The organism is Rhizobacter sp. P1_G5 (assembly GCF_056405435.1).
Window position 1 is genome coordinate 1 of the sequence record NZ_JBFUCB010000004.1, and the last position, 19392, is coordinate 19392.

The window sequence follows — 19392 nt, forward strand, 5'->3', positions numbered from 1 at the left end:
GTTGCTGGCGATCGGCATGGACCAGGTCTACGGCGGGCAGGCCAAGCCGGGGCTGGAGCTGATGCAGCAGGGCATCGCCAAGGGCACGAAGCGGCCCGATGACGCGAAGCTGCACCTGGCGATCGCGCAGCTGGTGGCGGGTGATCACGCCAAGTCGGCCGCGACCTTCAAGACCGTGCAGGGCAACGACGGCACGGCCGACCTGGCCCGGCTCTGGGCGCTCTACGCCCGCAAGAAGTGACTTGAAACCCGGGGCCCGCCCCGGGTGACAAAACAGTGGCGCGTTCCGGCTTGGACTGGTATCGTTGCCCTCGATCGCCCTGCAACGGGGCGGTCCTCCAGACTTGGTGCGTGAGACGCACTGTCTGACAAGCGCATGTAAGCGCTTGAATTCAAACGAAAAATCCTGCTGCTAAGACAACTCTAATACCAATTGACTTATTGGTATTGCTGGTACTAAACTGGTTTCATCGCGGGCTCGACGCCCGCCCATGAACAACGTGCCAGAGAGCAGTCGATGATCGAATACCTGATCGGCGTGGATGGAGGCGGCACCGGCACCCGGGCCCTCGTCGCGCGCCGTGCCGGGGCGGTGCTGGGGCGGGGCGAGGCCGGCCCGTCGGCGCTGGGCCAGGGCATCGAGCCGGCGTGGCAGCAGATCGAGCTGGCGGTCGCCCGTGCCTTCGATGCCGCCGGCGTCGCCCGGCCCTCGCACGCGCAGTGCGCCCTCGGCGCCGGCCTGTCCGGCATGAGCAATGCGCCGTGGCGCGATGCCTTCCTGGCGCAGAACCCCGGTTACGCGAAGCTGCTCGGCGAGACCGATGGATTCGCGATGCTGGTCGGCGCGCACGGCGGTCGCCCCGGCGCACTGCTCGCGGCCGGCACCGGCAGCATCGGCGAGGTGTGGCGCGCCGATGGCACGCGCGCCAGCGTCGGCGGCTGGGGTTTCCCGGTCGGCGACGAAGGCAGCGGTGCCTGGCTCGGCCTGCGGGCGATGCGCATCGCGCAGTGCGCGATGGACGGGCGCCTGCCGGCGGGCACGTTGGCGCGCCGCGTCTGGGCCCAGTGCGGCGAAGACGCCGAGACATTGCAGGCCTGGTGCGGCCGCGCCGGCCAGTTCGCGTATGCACAGCTCGCACCGGCCGTGTTCGACACCGAAGACAGCGACCCGGCCGCCGCGCAACTGCTCGTGCGCGCAGTGACTGAGCTCGAGGCCATCGCCCGCGCGCTGGACCCGGCCGGCGAGCTGCCGCTCGCGGTGCTCGGCAGCGTCGGCCAGCGCCTGTCGCCCCGCCTTTCACCTGCGCTGCTCGCGCGCTGCGTCGCCGTCGCCGACGGGCCGGCCGCCGGCGCGCTGACCCTGATCCGACGCGAGGTCGAGACCGACCGATGAAGAGACCCCTGTTCGATTTCAAGCCCGACGCGCGCGACAGCTCGCCGCTGTACGTGCAGCTGGCTCGCAAGCTGGGGCAGGCGATCCGCGACGGCCGCTACCAGGCCGACGAGGCGCTGCCGTCCGAGCGCGTGCTGTCGGAGTCGCTCGACGTGTCGCGCGTGACCGCCCGCAAGGCCATCGACCAGCTGGTCGAGCAGGGCCTGATCGTGCGCCGCCGCGGCTCGGGCAACTACATCGCACCGCGCATCGAGCAGCCGCTGTCGCGGCTGACGAGCTTCTCCGAAGAGCTGCACCAGCGCGGCTACACGCCGAGCTCGCAATGGCTCGAACGCAGCATCACCGCGGCGGTGCCCGACGAGCAGCTGAGCCTGGGCCTGTCGCCCGGGGCGCGCGTCGCACGGCTGGAGCGGCTGCGCCTGGCCGACGAGGTCGTGATGGCCTACGAGGTCAGCGTGCTGCCGCAGAGCGTGCTGCCGCAGCCCGAGCTGGTCAACGGCTCGCTGTACGAATACCTGACCAGCACCCGCCAGGCGCCGGTGCGCGCGCTGCAGCACATCCGCGCGCTGAATGCGCAGCCGCGCCTGGCCGAGCAGCTCGGCGTGCCGGTCGGGCAGGCGGTGCTGTTCATCACCCGGATCGGCTACCTGGAAACCGGCCAGGCGGTCGAGCTGACCCATTCCTATTGCCGAAGCGACTACTACGACTTCGTCGCCGAAATGAGAAGAGAAGCATGAGCACCCACCTGCAAGGCAAGGTCCTCACCCCGCAAGGATTCGTCGACGGGCGCATCGAGTTCGGGGCCGACGGCCGCATCGTGCGCGTCGAGGGCACGCCGATCGATGTGCGCAAGGTGCGCGACAAGGCCGGCGCCATCGTGCTGCCCGGCTTCATCGACCTGCACGTGCACGGCGGTGGCGGGCACGACATCATGGAAGGCGGCGATTCGGCCGCGCGCGTGTCCGAGCTGCATGCGCGCCATGGCACCACCGCGCTGCTGGCGACGACGATGACCGCGCCGATGAGCGACCTCGAGCTCGCGTTCGCCGGACTCAAGTCGGTGTGCTCGGCCCGCAGCCCGAAGGGCGCGCGCGTGCTGGGCGTGCACCTCGAAGGCCCGTACATCAACGGCGGCAAGCTCGGCGCGCAGCCGAACTTCGCGCGGCCGGTGCAGACCGCCGAGCTGGCGCGCCTGAACGAGCTGGCACCGATCCGCCTGATCACGCTGGCGCCCGAGATCGCCGGCAACATGGACCTGATCGAGTCGCTGTGCGCCGCGGGTTTCCGCGTGCAGCTCGGCCACACGCTGGGCAGCTACGAGGACGGCGTCGAGGCGCTCAAGCGCGGCGCGGGCGGCTTCACGCACCTGTTCAACGCGATGAGCGGGCTGCACCACCGCGAGCCCGGCATGGTCGGCGCGGCGCTCGCGCATGCGAAGTACTCCGAGATCATTCCGGACCTGCTGCATGCGCACAAGGGCGCGATCCGCGTCGCGCTGCGCGCGATCCCGCACCTCTACTGCGTCACCGACTCGACCGCCGCCGCCGGCATGCCGGACGGCGACTACCGGCTCGGCCGCCACAAGGTCACCAAGTGCCTCGGCGGCGTGCGGCTGGCCGACGGCACGCTGGCCGGATCGACCCTCACCATGGACCAGGCGCTGCGCAACCTGGTCAACGAGCTGGACATGGACCTGATCGACGCGTCGCGCCGCGTCTCCACCCATGCGGCCGACTACCTCGGCGCCTCGGACCGCGGGCGCTTGTCCGCCGGTGCCTGGGGCGATGCCGTCGTGCTCGACCGCGATCTCACTGTTTCGGACGTCTATGTTGAAGGAAGCTCGATTGAACTCGCGCATGCTGGCTGAGGCCCGCGAAGCCCCCTCTGCGGTCGCACGGCAACTGGCCGAGAACGACCAGGCCTACAGCGACTTCGGCGCGCTGCTGCGCAGCAAGCCGCCGGGCTCGGTGCTGACCGTCGCGCGCGGCAGCTCCGACCACGCGGCCCACTTCATGGCCTACCTGATCATGGCGCGCATGGGCCGGCTGGTGACCTCGCTGCCGATGTCGCTGATCACGCTGTACCAGTCGCAGATCCAGTGCGACGGCCTGGCGGCGATGGCGTTCTCGCAATCGGGCCAGAGCCCCGACCTGGTGGCGCCGATGCGCTATTTCAGCGACGGCGGCGCCTGCACCGCGGCCTTCGTCAACGACCCGGAGTCGCCGCTCGCGAAGGCCGCGCAGTGGGTGTTCCCGCTGCACGCCGGGGCCGAGACCAGCGTCGCGGCGACCAAGAGCTTCATCACGCAGATGGTGGCCGGCGCGCGCACGGTGGCCGCGTGGCAGGACGACCTGGTGCTGCAGGCCGCGCTGTCGGCGCTGCCCGGCGTGCTGTCGCGCGCCGCGCATGCCGACTGGACGCCGGCGGTCGATGCGCTGGTCCACGCCGACAAGCTGTTCGTGATCGGCCGCGGCACCGGGCTGCCGGTCGCGCTGGAAGCGGCGCTGAAGTTCAAGGAGACCTGCGCGATCCAGGCCGAGGCGTTCTCGGGCGCCGAGGTCAAGCACGGCCCGATGGCGCTGATCGACGAAGGCTACCCGCTGCTGATCTTCGCGCCGCGCGGCCCGGCGCAGGCCGGCCTGCTGGCGCTCGCCGACGAGATGCGCGCGCGCGGCGCCAAGGTGCTGCTGGCGGCGCCCGGCGGCACGCCGCACGCGAACCTGCCGATCGTCGAGACCGCGTCGATCGAGCTCGACCCGATCTCGGTCGTGCAGAGCTTCTACCCGATGGTCGAGGCGCTGGCGCGTGCGCGCGGCTTCGATCCCGACAAACCGAAGTTCCTGGCCAAGGTGACGAGGACGCAATGAGCACGGTGTTCCATCCAGGGCAGTTGGTGATGGTCAACATCCCGGGCAAGAACCTGGATGGATCGACCGCTTCATTCCTGCGCGAGCACCACATCCGCGCGATCTGCCTGTTCCGATGGAACCTCGGCACCGAGGCCGAGGTGCGCAAGCTCACCGCCGACCTGCGCGAGGCGATGGGCGAGCATGCGCTGATCGGCATCGACCAGGAAGGCGGCTCGGTGGTGCGCTCGACCTTCCTGCCGCAGGCACCGGCCGCGATGGCGCTCGGCGCCGCCGGCGACGAGGCGATGGCCGAGGAGGTCGGCGCGGCGGTCGCGCGCGGCCTCGCGAGCCTGGGCATCAACTGGAACTTCGCGCCGGTGCTCGACGTGAACAACAACCCGGCCAACCCGGTGATCGCCGAGCGCAGCTTCTCGGAAGACCCGCTGGCGGTGACGAAGCTGGCCGGCGCGTGGATGCGCGGCTCGCTGCGCGAAGGCGTGGCCTGCTGCGTGAAGCACTTCCCGGGGCATGGCGACACGCACGTCGATTCGCACCGCGACCTGCCCGAGGTGAACAAGTCGCTGGCCCAGCTGGAGGCGCTGGAGTTCGTGCCGTTCCGCGCGCTGCGCCACGAGGCGCCGGCGATGATGACGGCGCACATCGTCTACCCGCAGCTCGACCCCGAGCACCCGGCGACGCTGTCGCGCCGCGTGCTGGGCACGCTGCTGCGCGAGAGCTGGGGCTACGACGGCGTCGTGATCACCGACTCGCTGGTGATGAAGGCGATCCACGACCGCTACGGCCACGACCGCGCCGCGGTGCTCGCGCTGCAGGCCGGCGCCGACATGGTGATGGCGCTCGGCACGCAGGAGGAGCAGCTGGCCGCGATCCGCGCGATCCAGCGCGCGCAGGCGAGCGGCGACCTGGGCGCCGAGAAGCTTGCCAAGGCGAACGCGCGGCTCGACCGCCTGGCCGCCCGCTACCCGGTGCGTCATGCCGACTACACGCCGGCGCAGCACGAGCGCGACGACGACCTGATGCACCGCGCCTGGGCCGCCGGCCTGACGACGCGCGGCACCGCGCCGGTGCTGCGCCGCGATCACCGGCTGCGCGTGTTCACGCAGCGCGCGGTGCCGAGCGACGGCGTCTCCGAGGCCGGTCTCGCGGGCGCGCAGGTGGCCGAGCTGTTCGGCGGTTTCGCGAGCGTCGACATGGTCGAGCTCGACGTGCTGGCCGAGCTCGACTGGACCACCATCCCGCGCGACGGCCGCCTGAACGTCGTCGTCTCGAACCACCGCGACCGCTACGACGCGCGCGCCAAGGCGTGGCGGGCCGACCTGCACGTCGTGCTGTGGAACCCGTACCAGGCGCTGGACATCCCGGCGCCCGCCGTCATCACCTGGGGCTATGCCACCGGGGCGCTGGTCGCGTTGCGCGACTGGCTCGAACGCCGCACCACCGCACCCGGCCGCTCGCCGGTGYGGCTGGACACCCGTCGCTGATCCACACCGAAGTTCTGGAGTTCCCCCGCATGACCACCGCCACGAAGGGTTCGCCGATCCGCTGGGTGCCGAGCCTCTACCTCGCGCAGGGGCTGCCGTTCTTCGCGGTCAACGTGATCGCGCAGCAGATGCTGATCAGCATGCAGGTGCCCAACGAGCAGATCACGCGCTGGCTCGGCGTGCTGAGCCTGGCCTGGGGCATCAAGTGGCTGTGGAGCCCGTTCCTCGAGCTGGCGCCGAGCAAGAAATCGGTGGTGATCGTGTTCCAGCTGCTCGGCGCGGGCGGGCTCGCGCTGACGGCGATCGCGCTGCACCTGCCGGCGTTCTTCGTGATCGCGATCGCCGCGCTGTCGCTGGTGTCGCTCGCGTCGGCGACGCACGACGTGGCCTCCGACGGGCTGTACATCGCGAGCCTCGACAACAAGGCGCAGGCCGAGTACGCCGGCTGGCAGGGCGCGTTCTTCAACGTCGCGCGCTTCGTGTCGGCGGGCGGCCTGCTGATCCTCGCCGGCTCGCTCGAGAAATCGATCGGCGTGCCGGCCGCCTGGACCGCGATCTTCCTGATGCTGGCCGCCGCGATGGTGGTGCTCGGGCTCTACAACGCGTGGTCGCTGCCGGGCACGCGCAACGTGGCCTCGGAAGCCGGCTCGGCCGCCGACGTGAGCCGCACGCTGTGGCACGTGATCCAGGATTTCCTGCGCAAGCCGGGCATCTGGCTCGCGATCCTCTTCATCATCCTGTTCCGCGCCAGCGAGGGGCAGATCCAGACCATCGGGCCGATCTTCCTGCGCGCCGCGCGCGACGTGGGCGGGCTCGGCCTCAGCACCGACCAGGTCGGCTGGGCCTACGGCACGGCGGGCACGATCGCGTTCATCGGCGGCAGCATCGTCGGCGGCTACTTCGCGGCATGGCTGGGGCTGAAGCGCGCGATGGTGTGGCTGATCCTCGCGATGAACCTGCCGAGCATCGCGTTCGTCTTCCTCAGCACCGCGATGCCGACGAACTTCGGCGTGATCGCCGCGGCGCTGAGCCTGGAGATGTTCGGCTACGGCTTCGGCTTCGTCGGCGTGATCCTGTACCTGATGCAGGTGGTGTCGGTGGGACGCTACCAGACGGCGCACTACGCGATCGGCTCGGGCGTGATGGGGCTGGGCATGAGCCTGTTCCGCACCATCAGCGGCGACATCCAGGTGGCGCTGGGCTACCAGAACTTCTTCCTGTGGGGGCTCGCGTGCGCGGTGCCGGTGCTGATCCTTGCGCGCTTCGTGCCCTTGGAATCGAAGCCGGCCGAGCCCACGGCGCCGACGCAGGTGGCCGAGGCCTGAGCACGCGATGAAGATGCGCCGCCTGTCACTCGCTGCATGCGTCATCGCCGGCTCCTTGCTGGCGGGGTGCGCCGGCGTGCCTGCGCCTGCTGCAGTGCCTGCGTCACCGGCAGCCGGCGTGTTCTTCGACGACTTCAGCCAGCCGAACGTCGCCGCGCTCGCCGCCGGCGGCTGGACGGTGCGCGACAAGCGCGGCCACCCCGGCATCGAGGGTGCAGGCTGGGGTGCGGGCGCGCTGTCATTGGTCGACGATCCGGCGCAGCCCGGCAACCGGCTGCTGCGCCTGAGCGCGCGCACCGACGGCACGCCCGCCGGCACGACGCAGGCCCAGCTGTGCCATGCCCGCAAGTACCTCGAAGGCACCTACGCCGCCCGCATCCGCTTCAGCGACGCGCCGGTGCAGGGGCCGGATGGCGACGTGCTCGTGCAGACCTTCTACACGGTGAGCCCGCTGCGCTTTCCGTACGACCCGCAGTACAGCGAGCTCGACTGGGAGTACCTGCCGAACGGCGGCTGGGGCGATGCGCGCACGCGGCTCTACGGCGTGAGCTGGCAGACGGTGCGCCTCGACCCGTGGGATGCGTACAACCAGCCGCTGCAGCACTTCGCGGCGCTGGGGCCTTCGGGCGGCGGCTGGCATGTGCTGATGATGCAGGTGGCCGGCGGCAAGAGCCGCTTCTTCCTGGACGGCCGGCAGCTCGACGAGCATGGCGGGCGCAATTACCCGGTCGTGCCGATGGCGATCGCGTTCAGCCAGTGGTTCGTGCCGGCGGGGCAACTGGCCGGCGTGTCGGCGCCGCGCGCGTATGAAGAGGATGTCGACTGGGTCTACCACGCACGCAACCGCGTGATGACGCCCGCCGAGGTGACGCAGGCGGTGCAGGCGCTGCGCCGTGCCGGGCAGACCGCCGTCGACACCGTGCCGGCGGCCGAGCCGCCGCTCACCTCCACCTGCGACTTCTGAGGTCACGCCGTGCAGCCCGCGCCCATTCACATGAACGCATGCCGCACGGACCGCCTTCCGGCCTCAGCCCGCGTTCAGCTCGGCGACGAAGTCGTACATGTCGCCGCGGTAGAAGCTCTGCGAGAGCTCGATCGCACGGCCGTCGCGCAGGTAGCCCAGCCGCTCGACCAGCAGCCCGGCATCGCCGACGTTCGCCTCCAGCAGCCGCGCCTGCTCGGCGTTCAGCAGCAGCGCCCGCAGCCGCTGCAGCGCGCGCACCGGCCGGTTGCCCTGCTGCTCGAGCGCCGCGTACAGCGAATCGCCCACCGCTTCCAGCGACGGCAGGCAGCCCGCCACCACGGTAGCGATCTCGATCGCCATCGGCGCGTCGTCGGCATAGCGCAGCCGGTTGAAGCGGTAGACCAGCGCGCCGGGGCTCAGCGCGAGCTTCAGCGCCTCTTCCGGCGTCACCGTGCCTTGCGAGCGCTTCAGCCACACGCTGTGCGGGCGGCTGCCGCGGGCGCGCATGTCCTCGGAGAACGAGGTCAGCTTCGCGAAGTTCTTCTCGACGCGAGAGGACACGAAGTTGCCAGAACCCTGCCGGCGCACCAGCCAGCCTTCTTCGGCCAGCCCCTCGATCGCCCGGCGCACCGTGATGCGCGAGACCGCGAAATCCTCGGCGAGCTGGCGCTCGGAGGGCAGGGCGTCGTCGGGCCCCAGCACGCGGCGCTCGATGGCCTCGCGCACCGCACGCTGCAGCTGTTGGTACAGCGGCAGGCTGTGATTCGGGTCCAGCGGCTTGAGCACCTGGGCCAATGTCGTCATGCAAACCCCTTTGTTTTATCCGGCTCGTGTGGCCGGGTTGCGGCGATCTCTCAAGGGTAGATGGTGATGGACCATACCAATTCAATACAAGAAGTCCGAAAGGACCGCACGAATGACAGTTTCAATGGCCCTCGGACCGCACTTTACATCAGTGGTTTCCCCGTGGTTGCTGACTGACGACGCTATTGCAATCGCGTGAAATTGGTAGCATAGTGGCCTCTAGTGGTAGCTTACTGGTACTAGAACTGGCATCAAAAGCGTCACGGTTCTCGGGGGAAGGAGCTGCAGTCCACTTTCCCGGTGGTCTGCAGATGAGGTCCCAGGTTTCCTAACAGGCCGAATCAGTTTCGGCGGCCCATTAACCCAGGCAACAGAGGCAGACATGAAAGCTAAAAGGACTCCCATCGCATCGGCGGTCGCGCTTGCTCTGATGAGCGCGTTCACCGCTGCCCACGCACAGGACGCAGCCGCACCAGCGGCTGCCGCCGCGTCGGCACCGCAGCCGGCGCAGGCCGCTTCGGCGCCGGTGGCGGCCGAGAAGCCGATTGAAACTGCCGCGCCGGCGAAGAACGCGCAGAACCTGGAAGCGGTGGTGATCACCGGCATTCGTGGCTCGCTGCAGCAGTCGCTGAACCGCAAGCGCAACGCCGATTCGGTGGTTGAAGTCATCACGGCCGAAGACATCGGCAAGATGCCGGACAAGAACGTCGCCGATTCGCTGCAGCGTATCCCGGGCGTCAACATCAGCTCGGCCGGCGCCGGCGAAGGCGGCTTCGACGAAGCCGACCGGGTCAGCCTGCGGGGCACCAACCCCAGCCTGACGCAGACGATGATCAACGGCCACATGGTCGGCTCCGGCGACTGGTTCGTGCTGAACCAGGTCGGCACGGTCGGCCGCAGCGTCAGCTACTCGCTGCTGCCGTCGGAACTGGTCGGCGCCGTCGTCGTGAACAAGAGCTCGCGCGCGGACCTGGTCGAAGGCGGCGTGGCCGGCACGGTCGACATCCAGACCCGCAAGCCGCTGGACTTCAAGAAGCAGCTGACGCTGGAAGCGACGGTGGGTGCGGTGTATGCCGACCTGCCGGAGAAGACCGATCCGCAGTTGAATGCGCTGTTCAACTGGAAGAACGAGGCCAACAGCTTCGGCGTGCTGGTCCAGGCGTTCTCCGAGAAGCGCCACCTGCGCCGTGACGGCCAGGAAATGCTGGGCTACACGGCCATCGCCGCGGGAAGCCCGATCGCGTTGTCGAACCCCGACCTCGCGGGCGTCCTGTATCCGAACGGCATCGGTTCGGCCTTGTTCGAGCAGGAACGCAAGCGCGAAGGCGCCTTCATCGACCTGCAGATCAAGCCCACCAACGACGTGACGCTGGACCTGAGCGGCTTCCGCTCGAAGATGGAAGCCACCAACTACAACCGCAACTACCTGATCTTCCCGTCGAAGATCCTGGACGGCGGCAACGGACAGGCGCCGGATCCGGGCTACGTCGTGCGCAACGGCACGCTGGTGTCCGCAACGTTCCAGAACATCGGTGTGCCCGGCCAGACGCCGGCGCAAGACAAGCAATACGGCATCGTCGACCAGATCTACCGCCCGGGTGCCAATGCGGTCAGCGACTTCTACAACCTGGATGGCAAGTGGAACGTCAACGACAAGCTGACGCTGCTGAGCAAGATCGGCACTTCGAAGGGGAAGGGTGAAACGCCGAAGCAGGCCGTCTACGAGCAGGACATCCTGAACACCGGTGCGAGCTACACGCTGCATGGCATCAGTTCACCGGCCGATGCGGCCTTGCCGGGGATCAACCAGGGCAGCTTCAACGTGCCGGGCCAGACCCGGCTCGACTGGGTCTTCGGTGCCAGCCCGGCCGCCACGAAGGACAAGGAAAACTGGGGCCAGCTCGATGGCGAATACGCCCTCGAGGCAGGGGCCGTCACCGGTCTGAAGTTCGGTGCGCGCTTCGCCGAGCACACGCGTGAGTCGACCTGGACGGCCCAGGGTCCTGGACCCGGTGCATTCGACAACCTGCCGGCCTGGAATGGCACGACCTACCCGGGCAATTTCGGCGGTGGCCTGGGTGGCGGCAACTTCCCGCACATGCCGTGGCAGCTCGATCCGGCTGCGCTCGAGGCCTGGGGCGACCAGTACTCGAACCGCGATCCGGTGTCGCGCCAGTACTGGCCGGGTGAGTTCTCGATGCGCGAGAAGAACACCGCGGCGTACGTGATGGCCAACCTGGAAGGCAACCGCTGGAGCGGCAACGTCGGCGTGCGCCTGGTCCGCACGAATGAAAACGTGTTGCAGAACGTCGCGATTCCTGCAGGCGTCGACCCGGCCACCGTGCCCGGTGCGATCACCACGTCGGCCTTCGGCCCGTTCTATCGCAACGAGGTGACCAACACCTACACCGACGTGTTGCCCAGCGTCAACCTGAAGTACGACGTGTCCAAGGACCTGGTGGCGCGCTTCGGCATCGCCAAGACCATGGCACGCCCTGACTACAGCGCACTGGCCGGTTCGGTGAGCCTGGACGAACTCACGCACACGGGCAACGGCGGCAACCCGAACCTGGAGCCCATCCGCTCGACGAACGTGGACCTCGGGCTGGAGTGGTACTTCGCTCCGCGCTCGCTGTTGTCAGCCAGCCTGTTCTACATGGACCTGAACAACTACGTCAGCTTCGGCAAGACGCAGACCCAGTACATGAACGTCCGGACGGGCGTGCTGGAAACCTTCACGATCAGCTCGCCGACCAACAGCAGCGGCAAGGTCCAGGGCTTCGAACTCTCGTACCAGCAACCGATCGGCGCCGGCTTCGGCACCATCGCGAACTACACGTACGCCGATGCCGAGGAAACCGGTGGCGGGCCGCTGGTGGGTGCTTCGAAGAACACCTACAACCTGACCGGCTACTACGAGAACGACAGCTTCAGCGCCCGCGTGAACTACAGCTTCCGCTCGAAGTTCTACAACGGCCTGGACCGCAGCACGGCGCAGTACCAGGACGACACCGACAACGTGTCGGCGTCGATCGGCTACAAGATCAACGACAACCTGACGGTCACGCTGGACGGGATGAACCTGAACAACCCGAAGCTGAAGTACTACGCGAACAACCCGGATCAGCCGACCGCGTTCTACGTGAACGGCCGCCAGTACTACCTCTCGCTGCGCTTGAAGATGTAAGTCCGAGGACGTCGAAGACAACACCGGCCTCGCAGGGGGACCGGTGCTTGGGGATCGAGGGCGGGGCAGCGATGCTCCCCCTCTTTTTTTTGACGCGGGCCGAGGACTGCGAGAATCCGGCCACTCAAAGGAAGCCGGGAGGGGCGCTTGGTCAAACGATGGCGTGCGTGGTTCGCAGGGTGGCTGCTTGCGGCGGCCTGGGCATCGCCGGCGGCGGCCCGGCTGCCGCTCGAAGCTTTCGCGCGCCTGCCGGCGATCCAGCATGTGGTCCTGTCACCGGGCGGCGACCGCTTTGCCGCCGTGCTGAACCGGGGCGATGAATCGGTGCTGGTCACGCGCGACGTCAAGGGCGGCGCGCCGGTGATCGTCGGCACGTTCGACAACAGGCTGCACCACCTGGGCGCCGTGAATTGGGTCAGCAACGAGCGCCTGATGGTGCGCGTCTACCACCTGCAGACCCAGGGCGAGGAGATCAGTGGTGCGGCCTCGCTGCTGTGGTCGGTGCGCTTCGACAACACCGATCCGGTGCGGCTGCAGTCGAACTTCTCGCTGCTGGACGTGCTGCCGGACGGTCGCCATGTGCTGGTCGAGGACGGCTCGTTGGCGCCCGATGTCTATCGCCTGGATGTCAGATCGGGCGATTCGCGACTGGTGCAGGCGGGTCGCACCGAGGTCGAGGACTGGGTGGTCGACCAGGCGCATCGCGTGCGCATCGGCATCCGGAGGGACGAGGCATCGGTGCGCATCGTCGAGAGATCGGCGGAAGGGTCCGACTGGAGGACCCTGTGGGACTTCAAGCTGCTCAGTGGCAAGGAGATCTGGCCCCTGGGGTTCGGTCGCGATCCACAGCAGCTCTATGTCCGCGCCGAGCATGAGGGGCGGCTGGCGGTCTACCGCGTCGACCTCTCCGATCCCGCGCTGGCGCTTCACCTGCTGCTCAGCGATCCGGACCGCGACATCGCCGGCTCCTTGCTGGTGTCGCCCTCCACGGGTGACGTGTTCGGCGTACGCGATGCGAGCCTGGGCGATTCCGGCCTCTACGTCTGGGATCCTGAATTGAAGGCCTTGCTGGCCCGCGTCGATCGTGCGCTCCCCGAGCGCGCCAATCGCCTGCTGCAGTTCAGTGCGGACGGGCAGAGGTACCTGATGTACTCGAGCGGCAACGGCATCCCCGGCCAATTCTTCATCGGCAACCGGCAGACCCGCGAGCTTGCCCTGCTCGCCGAGACCTATCCGGACCTCGACCCGGACCAGCTGGCCCGCAAGGAGGCGATCAGCATTCGCGCGCGCGACGGCCTCGAGCTGGGCGTCTACCTGACGCGGCCCAAGGATGCGAGCGCCGGCAAGCCCCTGCCGACGGTGTTGCTGCCGCACGGCGGCCCCGACGCCAGCGACGACGCCGACTTTGACCACTGGGCGCAATTCCTGGCCGATCGCGGCTACGCGGTGGTGCAGGTCAATTTCCGCGGATCGTGGGGCCTGGGTCGTACTTTCCGTGCCGCCGGCTTCGGCCAGCGCGGCAAGGCGATGCAGGACGACCTGACCGATGCCCTGCACTGGCTGATCGCCAAGGACATCGTCGATGCCGATCGCATCTGCATTGTCGGAGCGAGCTACGGCGGCTACGCCGCCTTGATGGGTGCAGCTCTGACGCCGGACCTCTACCGCTGCGCGGTCAGCTTTGCCGGCGTCAGCGACCAGGCCGCGATGTCGCGGCGTGCCCACCGGCGCGGCCGTGGTTTCCTGAACGATGCGATGGTGGGCTCGCCTTACATCGGARGTCCCGATCTCAAGGCCATCTCGCCGCGCTACCTGGCCCGGCAGATCCAGGCCCCGGTGCTGCTGATCCACGGCAGTGCCGACGGCATCGTGCCGGTGCAGCAGAGCGAATGGATGGCAGATGCGCTGCGCAACGCGGGCAAGCCCGTGCGCTTCGTGCGCCAAGCCTTCGGCGACCATGCGCTGAGCCACCAGCCCTACCGGATTCAGTTCTTCCAGGAACTCGAATCCTTCCTGGCGGAGAACCTGCGACCGCGGCCTTGACGGCCGCCATGTGATCACCCGCAGCCACTTACACCCCGCCACAACCCCGCACCGTTGTTTCGGGTTTCCCTCTATCCCCAACTGCACGATCTGCACTAAATTCACGCCTTGGAATCGGTTCCAAGTGGCCTGAAGAGCAACAACAGCCGTCAAATCCCGCCGCACACAAACCACCGCGCCGGTTCCTCATGCGGCGGGCGCAGCCACTGCGCCCGTGAATTCCGCCAGCCCCGCCGGGCCGGCCTTTGACGGAGATCGACATGTTGACTTCAGCAGGGATGCACCGCGTCCCCCGCCCGCGCGCGAACGGCGCCGGGTCGTGGGTGACGCTTTTCTTGTGGGCCTGCGCTGCGCTGCTCGCGGCCATCGCCTTTCCGGCCCGCGCGGCCGACTACACGCAGGGCGTTGCCGTGTCCGGCAGCACCGCGACGATCTGGTTCAAATCCACCGTCGCCACGACCTGGGTCGACACGCACTACACCGTCAACGGTGGCGGCCAGCTGAACGTGCGCATGACCTGGTCCAGCGCCAACGCGCGCTATGAGCAGGCGGTGACCAACGCGGCGCAAGGCACCGTGCTCGGCTACTCGTTCACCTACAACAACGGCAACCCGGCCTATGACACGCCGGCCTTCAGCTACACGGTGGGCGGCACGACCCCGCCGGTCGACCCGGTGCCCACCGGCATCGCCTGCTTCTACGAGAACGCCAACTACGCCGGCGCCGTGACCTGCGCCGACGCCGACAGCAGCTGGGTCGGTGGCACGTGGAACGACCGCTTCTCGTCGGTGAAGGTGCGCGCCGGCTACAAGGTGCAGCTCTTCAACGACATCAACTACGGCGGCGGTTCGGTCACGCTGACCGGCGACACGCCGAACCTCGGCAGCGTCGGTTTCAACGACCTGGCCTCGTCGTTCAAGATCACGACCAACGGCAGCACGCTGCCGACCTCGGACACGCCGGACTTCGGCCCGAACGTTTCGATCTTCGAGCCGTCGACGCCGATCGACACCATCCGCACCAAGGTCAACAGCGCCTTCGACTCGATGAACAAGAGCTCGACCGCCCAGTTCGGCGKCCAGCGCTTCACCTTCCTGTTCAAGCCGGGCACCTACAACGACCTGTGGATCAACCTGGGCTTCTACACGACGGTGGCCGGCCTCGGCGTGAACCCCGACGACGTGCGCTTCCAGAACGGTGCGCTCAACGTCGACAGCGGCTGGAACCTCGGCGACGAGAAGAACGCGACGCAGAACTTCTGGCGCTCCGCCGAGAACCTGTCGATCGTGCCGAACGGCGGCACCAACCGCTGGGCCGTCTCGCAGGCCGCACCGATGCGCCGCATCCACGTGCTGGGCAACATGACGCTGGGCCCGTCGAACATGGACGGCGGCCAGGGCTACGCGAGCGGCGGCTACATCGCCGACAGCAAGATCGACGGCCAGATCAGCTCCGGCTCGCAGCAGCAGTGGTACACGCGTGACAGCAACCTCGGCAGCTGGACCGGCGGCGTCTGGAACATGGTGTTCTCCGGCGTGCCGGGCGGCCCGGCCGCGACCACCTTCCCGCAGCCGGTGTACACGGTGCTGCCGACCACGCCGTTCTCGCGCGACAAGCCCTACCTGTACATCGACAGCGCCGGCAAGTACCGCGTGTTCGTGCCGTCGCTGCGCACCAATGCGTCCGGCGCCAGCTGGGCCAACGGCGCGACGGCCGGCAGCTCGATCCCGATGAGCCAGTTCTACGTGGCCAAGCCGGCCGACACCGCGGCGACGCTGAACCAGGCGCTGGCGCAAGGGCTGAACCTGTTCTTCACGCCGGGCACCTACCAGCTCAACGACACGATCCGCATCACGCGGGCCAACACCGTGGTGCTGGGCCTGGGCTTCCCGGCCCTGGTGCCGACGGGCGGCGTGGTGCCGATGAGCGTGGCCGATGTCGACGGCGTCAAGATCGCCGGCCTGCTGTTCGATGCCGGCACCGTGAACAGCCAATCGCTGCTGACGGTCGGCCCGACGGGGGCCGCGAACAACCACGCGGCCAACCCGATCAGCATCCACGACATCTTCTTCCGCATCGGCGGCGCGGTGTCGGGCAAGGCGACCAACAGCCTGATCGTGAACAGCCACAACACGATCATCGACCACATCTGGGCCTGGCGCGCCGACCACGGCATCGCCGCGACCGGCTGGGGCATCAACACCGCCGACACCGGCGTGGTCGTGAACGGCAACGACGTGCTGGCCACCGGCCTGTTCGTCGAGCACTACCAGAAGTACGAAGTGATCTGGAACGGCCAGAACGGCAAGACGATCTTCTTCCAGAACGAGTTCCCGTACGACCCACCGAGCCAGACCACCTGGCGCAGCGACGCGGTGGGCTATGCCGCGTACAAGGTGGCCGATTCGGTGACGACGCACGAGCTGTGGGGCGGCGGCGCGTACTGCTTCTTCAACATCAACCCGCAGATCCACGCCGGTCGCGGCTTCGAGGTTCCAGCCACGCCGGGCGTCAAGCTGCACAGCGTGCTGACGGTCTCGCTGGGCGGCGTGGGCGTGATCGACCACGTGGTCAACAACACCGGCGCGGCGGCACAAGGCGTGTCGACGATCCCGGTGAACGTGATCAACTTCCCGTAAGCGCCGCAGGCGCCTGAAGCGCGGCCCGTCGCTGTGAAGCGGCGGGCCGTTTTCTTTGGCGGGCGCTCAGGGCCGGCCCGCGGCCGGCGAGAACGGCCGGCGCGCGCCGCCGGTGCGGCGGTCGGCCTTGTCGGTCACGCGGCCCATCGCACTCATCGTGCGGCCCTGCGCTTCGAGCAGCTGCAGGCTGTGGGCCAGCACATCGATCTGCGCCGCGTCGAGCGCGGCCAGCAGCTCGGTGTTGAGCTGCGCGATGCGCGGGAACAGCTGCTCGTACAGCTGGCGGCCGCTGTCGGCCAGGCTCAGGTGCACGACGCGCTTGTCGGCAGCACTGCGCCGGGAGTTCACGAGCCCCTTCTTCACCAGGCCCTGCAGCGCGCGCGAGGTGCGCACGCGGTCGAGCTGCAGGCGCTCGGCCAGCGCCGACGAAGTGATCTCGTCGATCGGGTACAGGCTCGCCACCATGCCCCATTCGCGCCGCGTGATGCCGAAGCCGCCCTCGACCAGGCGCGTGACCATGCCGCCGCTGGCGCGCACGACGCGGGCCAGCCGGTACATCAGCAGGTCGTCGAGGCCCTGCGGCGCGAGCAGGGATCGGGCGGTGACGGGAGCGGTCATCGGACTGTGTCGTGATTCGCACGCGGCATCGATGCGTGCAGATGATGGATTAGATCAACCATCGGGCCGTCACCTAGATTCGCACCAAGTGACGGAGGGTTGAATGCGTTCCTTGCTCTCATGGCGCCTGGTCGCCGGATTCAGTGTCGCACTGGCCTCCTGGGGCGTCCAGGCGGCCGCGCTGGACGGCACGCTGACGCTGGTCGTCGGCTATGCACCGGGCGGCGGCTCGGACCGTGTCGCCCGCGTCATCGGCGACAAGCTGCACAGCGCACTCGGCGTGACGGTGGTGGTCGAGAACGTGGCCGGCGCCGGTGGGCGCATCGCCGCGCAGCAGGTGCGCCGCGCGGGCGCGAACCAGAACGTGCTGATGCTGGGCAACCCGGCCGTGATGGTGGTGGCGCCGCTCGTCTTCAAGGATGTGGGCTACGACCCGGACAAGGATTTCGTGCCGGTCTCGCGCGTGGCCGACTACCAGTTCGCGGTGGCCGTGGGCCGCGAGGTGCCGGTGCGCGAGTGGCCGCACCTGGTGGCCTGGCTCAAGGCCAATCCCGAGAAGGCCAACTTCGGCGTGCCCGCGGCCGGCAGCCTGCCGCACTTCTTCGGCCTGATGCTGGGCGATGCGGTGAAGGTCGCACCGCAGATCGTCAGCTACCGGGGCTCGGCGCCGCTGGCCAACGACCTGCTGGGCGGCCAGCTGCCGGTGGCGATCGACACGCTGGACGCGCTCTATGCCCAGCATGCGGCCGGCAAGGTGCGCATCCTGGCGATGTCGGGCACGCAGCGCGCGGGCTTCGCGAAAGACATCCCGACGTTCCGCGAGGCCGGCTTCAACGTCGCCGCCACCGGCTGGAATGCCTTCTTCGCACCGGCATCCATGCCGCCGGCCAAGGTCCAGCTGCTCGGCCAAGCGATCCGCACCGCGATGCAGGACGAGTCGGTGCGCAAGGCCTTCGAAACCATGTACCTGACACCGGTGCTCAGCACGCCGGCCGAGACGGCGCAGATGCTGAAGACCTTCCGCGCGCAGTGGGAGCCGGTGGTCAAGCGGGCGGGCTTCGTGCCCTGATCACCACGACAACGGGAGACAACCCTTGAACTTGCCCCTCCTCTGGCGGCCGCTGGCCGCCTGCTGTCTCGTGCTCGCGACTTCGGCCGCTGCGGCGCAGGCGCTGAACGAGCCGGTCACGCTCGTCGTCGGCTATGCGGCCGGCGGCAGCACGGACCGCGCGGCCCGCGTGGTGGCCGAGCACCTCGGCAAGAAGCTCGGGGTGGCGGTGACGGTCGACAACCGCCCCGGCGACGGCGGGCGGCTCGCCGCGCAGCAGCTCAGCCACACGCCGGCCAACCAGAACCTGCTGCTGCTGGCCAACCCCGCGGTGATGGTGGTGGCCCCGATCGTCTTCAACAAGGCGGCGGGCTACGACGCCGACAAGGATTTCGTGCCGGTGTCGCAGGTGACCAGCTACGACTTCGCGATCGCCGTCGGCCCCGCGGTGCCGCTGGACCGGCTGATGTTCCTCGTCAGCTGGCTGTGGGCCCATCCGCAGGACACCCGATTCGGCGTGCCGGCCACCGGCAGCCTGCCGCACTTCTTCGGCCTGATGGCGGGCGACGCCCTCAGCATCAAGCCGCAGATCGTCGGCTACAAGGGGTCGGCGCCGCTGCTGGCCGACGTGGTCGCCGGCAAGGTGCCGATCGCCATCGACACGCTGGATTCGCTGTACCCGCAGCACGTCGCCGGCAAGGTCCGCATCCTGGCGGTGTCGGGCACGCAGCGTGCGAGCTTCGCGAAAGACATCCCGACCTTCCGCGAGGCCGGCATGAAGGTCGACGCCGCCGGCTGGAACGCCTTCTTCGCGCCCAGCTCGATGCCGCCGGCCAAGGTGCAGCTGCTCGGCCAGGCGATCCACGACGTGATGCAGGAGCCGGCCGTCCAGCAGGCCTTCAATGCGCTGTTCCTGGCCCCGGTGGTCAGCACGCCGGCGGACACCGCGAAGATGGTCAAGGCCTTCCGCGAGCAGTGGGAGCCGGTGGTGCGCCGCTCCGGCTTCGCGCCCTGAGACGA

Annotated in this window: 14 protein-coding genes and 1 pseudogene; 13 read left to right on the plus strand and 2 right to left on the minus strand. The window is 68.7% G+C overall.

The features are described from left to right. The 8 genes and pseudogenes from AC1D12_RS00725 to AC1D12_RS00760 all read left to right on the plus strand — a co-directional run. A pseudogene (locus tag AC1D12_RS00725) lies at positions 1 to 241 on the plus strand (tetratricopeptide repeat protein); the annotation flags it as partial. 276 nt (positions 242 to 517) lie between these two features. Beyond that, positions 518 to 1393: a glucosamine kinase nucleotide-binding domain-containing protein gene (locus AC1D12_RS00730; protein WP_465114887.1), complete on the plus strand. Its 876-nt coding sequence runs from the start codon at positions 518 to 520 to the stop codon at positions 1391 to 1393. Then, the gene (locus tag AC1D12_RS00735) at positions 1390 to 2130 is read left to right on the plus strand and encodes a GntR family transcriptional regulator (RefSeq protein ID WP_047510706.1); all 741 of its coding nucleotides are present in this window, start codon (positions 1390 to 1392) and stop codon (positions 2128 to 2130) included. The genes AC1D12_RS00730 and AC1D12_RS00735 overlap by 4 nt, the downstream gene beginning before the upstream one ends. Continuing rightward, positions 2127 to 3260 carry an N-acetylglucosamine-6-phosphate deacetylase gene (gene nagA, locus AC1D12_RS00740; protein ID WP_047510704.1) on the plus strand — a complete coding sequence of 378 codons (1134 nt, stop codon included), beginning with the start codon at positions 2127 to 2129 and terminating at the stop codon, positions 3258 to 3260. The genes AC1D12_RS00735 and nagA overlap by 4 nt, the downstream gene beginning before the upstream one ends. Then, positions 3250 to 4260: an SIS domain-containing protein gene (locus tag AC1D12_RS00745; protein WP_477824986.1), complete on the plus strand. Its 1011-nt coding sequence runs from the start codon at positions 3250 to 3252 to the stop codon at positions 4258 to 4260. The genes nagA and AC1D12_RS00745 overlap by 11 nt, the downstream gene beginning before the upstream one ends. Continuing rightward, a complete protein-coding gene (gene nagZ / locus AC1D12_RS00750) occupies positions 4257 to 5744 on the plus strand; it encodes a beta-N-acetylhexosaminidase (RefSeq protein WP_477838402.1) in 1488 nt (495 codons plus the stop codon). The genes AC1D12_RS00745 and nagZ overlap by 4 nt, the downstream gene beginning before the upstream one ends. A gap of 29 nt (positions 5745 to 5773) precedes the next feature. Continuing rightward, positions 5774 to 7069, plus strand: coding sequence for an MFS transporter (locus AC1D12_RS00755; protein ID WP_047510698.1), 1296 nt, complete (start codon positions 5774 to 5776; stop codon positions 7067 to 7069). A gap of 7 nt (positions 7070 to 7076) precedes the next feature. Next, positions 7077 to 8033, plus strand: a complete 957-nt coding sequence (locus AC1D12_RS00760; RefSeq protein WP_477826726.1) for a glycoside hydrolase family 16 protein — start codon at positions 7077 to 7079, stop codon at positions 8031 to 8033. A 63-nt stretch (positions 8034 to 8096) separates the two neighbouring features. Here AC1D12_RS00760 and AC1D12_RS00765 read toward each other — a convergent pair whose 3' ends face one another. Beyond that, complete coding sequence (locus tag AC1D12_RS00765; RefSeq protein WP_047510694.1) at positions 8097 to 8837, minus strand: GntR family transcriptional regulator; 741 nt, start codon at positions 8835 to 8837, stop codon at positions 8097 to 8099. 430 nt (positions 8838 to 9267) lie between these two features. Here AC1D12_RS00765 and AC1D12_RS00770 point away from each other — a divergent pair, with 430 nt between their 5' ends. The 3 genes from AC1D12_RS00770 to AC1D12_RS00780 all read left to right on the plus strand — a co-directional run bounded on the left by AC1D12_RS00770 (position 9268) and on the right by AC1D12_RS00780 (position 16706). After that, the gene (locus tag AC1D12_RS00770; protein ID WP_477838403.1) at positions 9268 to 12024 is read left to right on the plus strand and encodes a TonB-dependent receptor; all 2757 of its coding nucleotides are present in this window, start codon (positions 9268 to 9270) and stop codon (positions 12022 to 12024) included. A 147-nt stretch (positions 12025 to 12171) separates the two neighbouring features. Continuing rightward, positions 12172 to 14067 (plus strand): S9 family peptidase, encoded by a 1896-nt coding sequence (locus AC1D12_RS00775; RefSeq protein ID WP_477838404.1) that lies wholly within the window; start codon positions 12172 to 12174, stop codon positions 14065 to 14067. A gap of 323 nt (positions 14068 to 14390) precedes the next feature. Then, positions 14391 to 16706, plus strand: a complete 2316-nt coding sequence (locus tag AC1D12_RS00780; protein WP_477838406.1) for a pectate lyase-like domain-containing protein — start codon at positions 14391 to 14393, stop codon at positions 16704 to 16706. 66 nt (positions 16707 to 16772) lie between these two features. On the opposite strand, the gene AC1D12_RS00785 is transcribed toward AC1D12_RS00780, so the two are convergent. Next, positions 16773 to 17324 carry a MarR family winged helix-turn-helix transcriptional regulator gene (locus tag AC1D12_RS00785; protein ID WP_465114898.1) on the minus strand — a complete coding sequence of 184 codons (552 nt, stop codon included), beginning with the start codon at positions 17322 to 17324 and terminating at the stop codon, positions 16773 to 16775. A 103-nt stretch (positions 17325 to 17427) separates the two neighbouring features. Here AC1D12_RS00785 and AC1D12_RS00790 point away from each other — a divergent pair, with 103 nt between their 5' ends. Together AC1D12_RS00790 and AC1D12_RS00795 are read left to right on the plus strand one after the other, a co-directional pair. Beyond that, the gene (locus tag AC1D12_RS00790; RefSeq protein WP_477825536.1) at positions 17428 to 18393 is read left to right on the plus strand and encodes a tripartite tricarboxylate transporter substrate-binding protein; all 966 of its coding nucleotides are present in this window, start codon (positions 17428 to 17430) and stop codon (positions 18391 to 18393) included. A gap of 25 nt (positions 18394 to 18418) precedes the next feature. Then, positions 18419 to 19387 (plus strand): tripartite tricarboxylate transporter substrate-binding protein, encoded by a 969-nt coding sequence (locus AC1D12_RS00795; protein WP_465114901.1) that lies wholly within the window; start codon positions 18419 to 18421, stop codon positions 19385 to 19387. Positions 19388 to 19392: the final 5 nt, after the last annotated feature.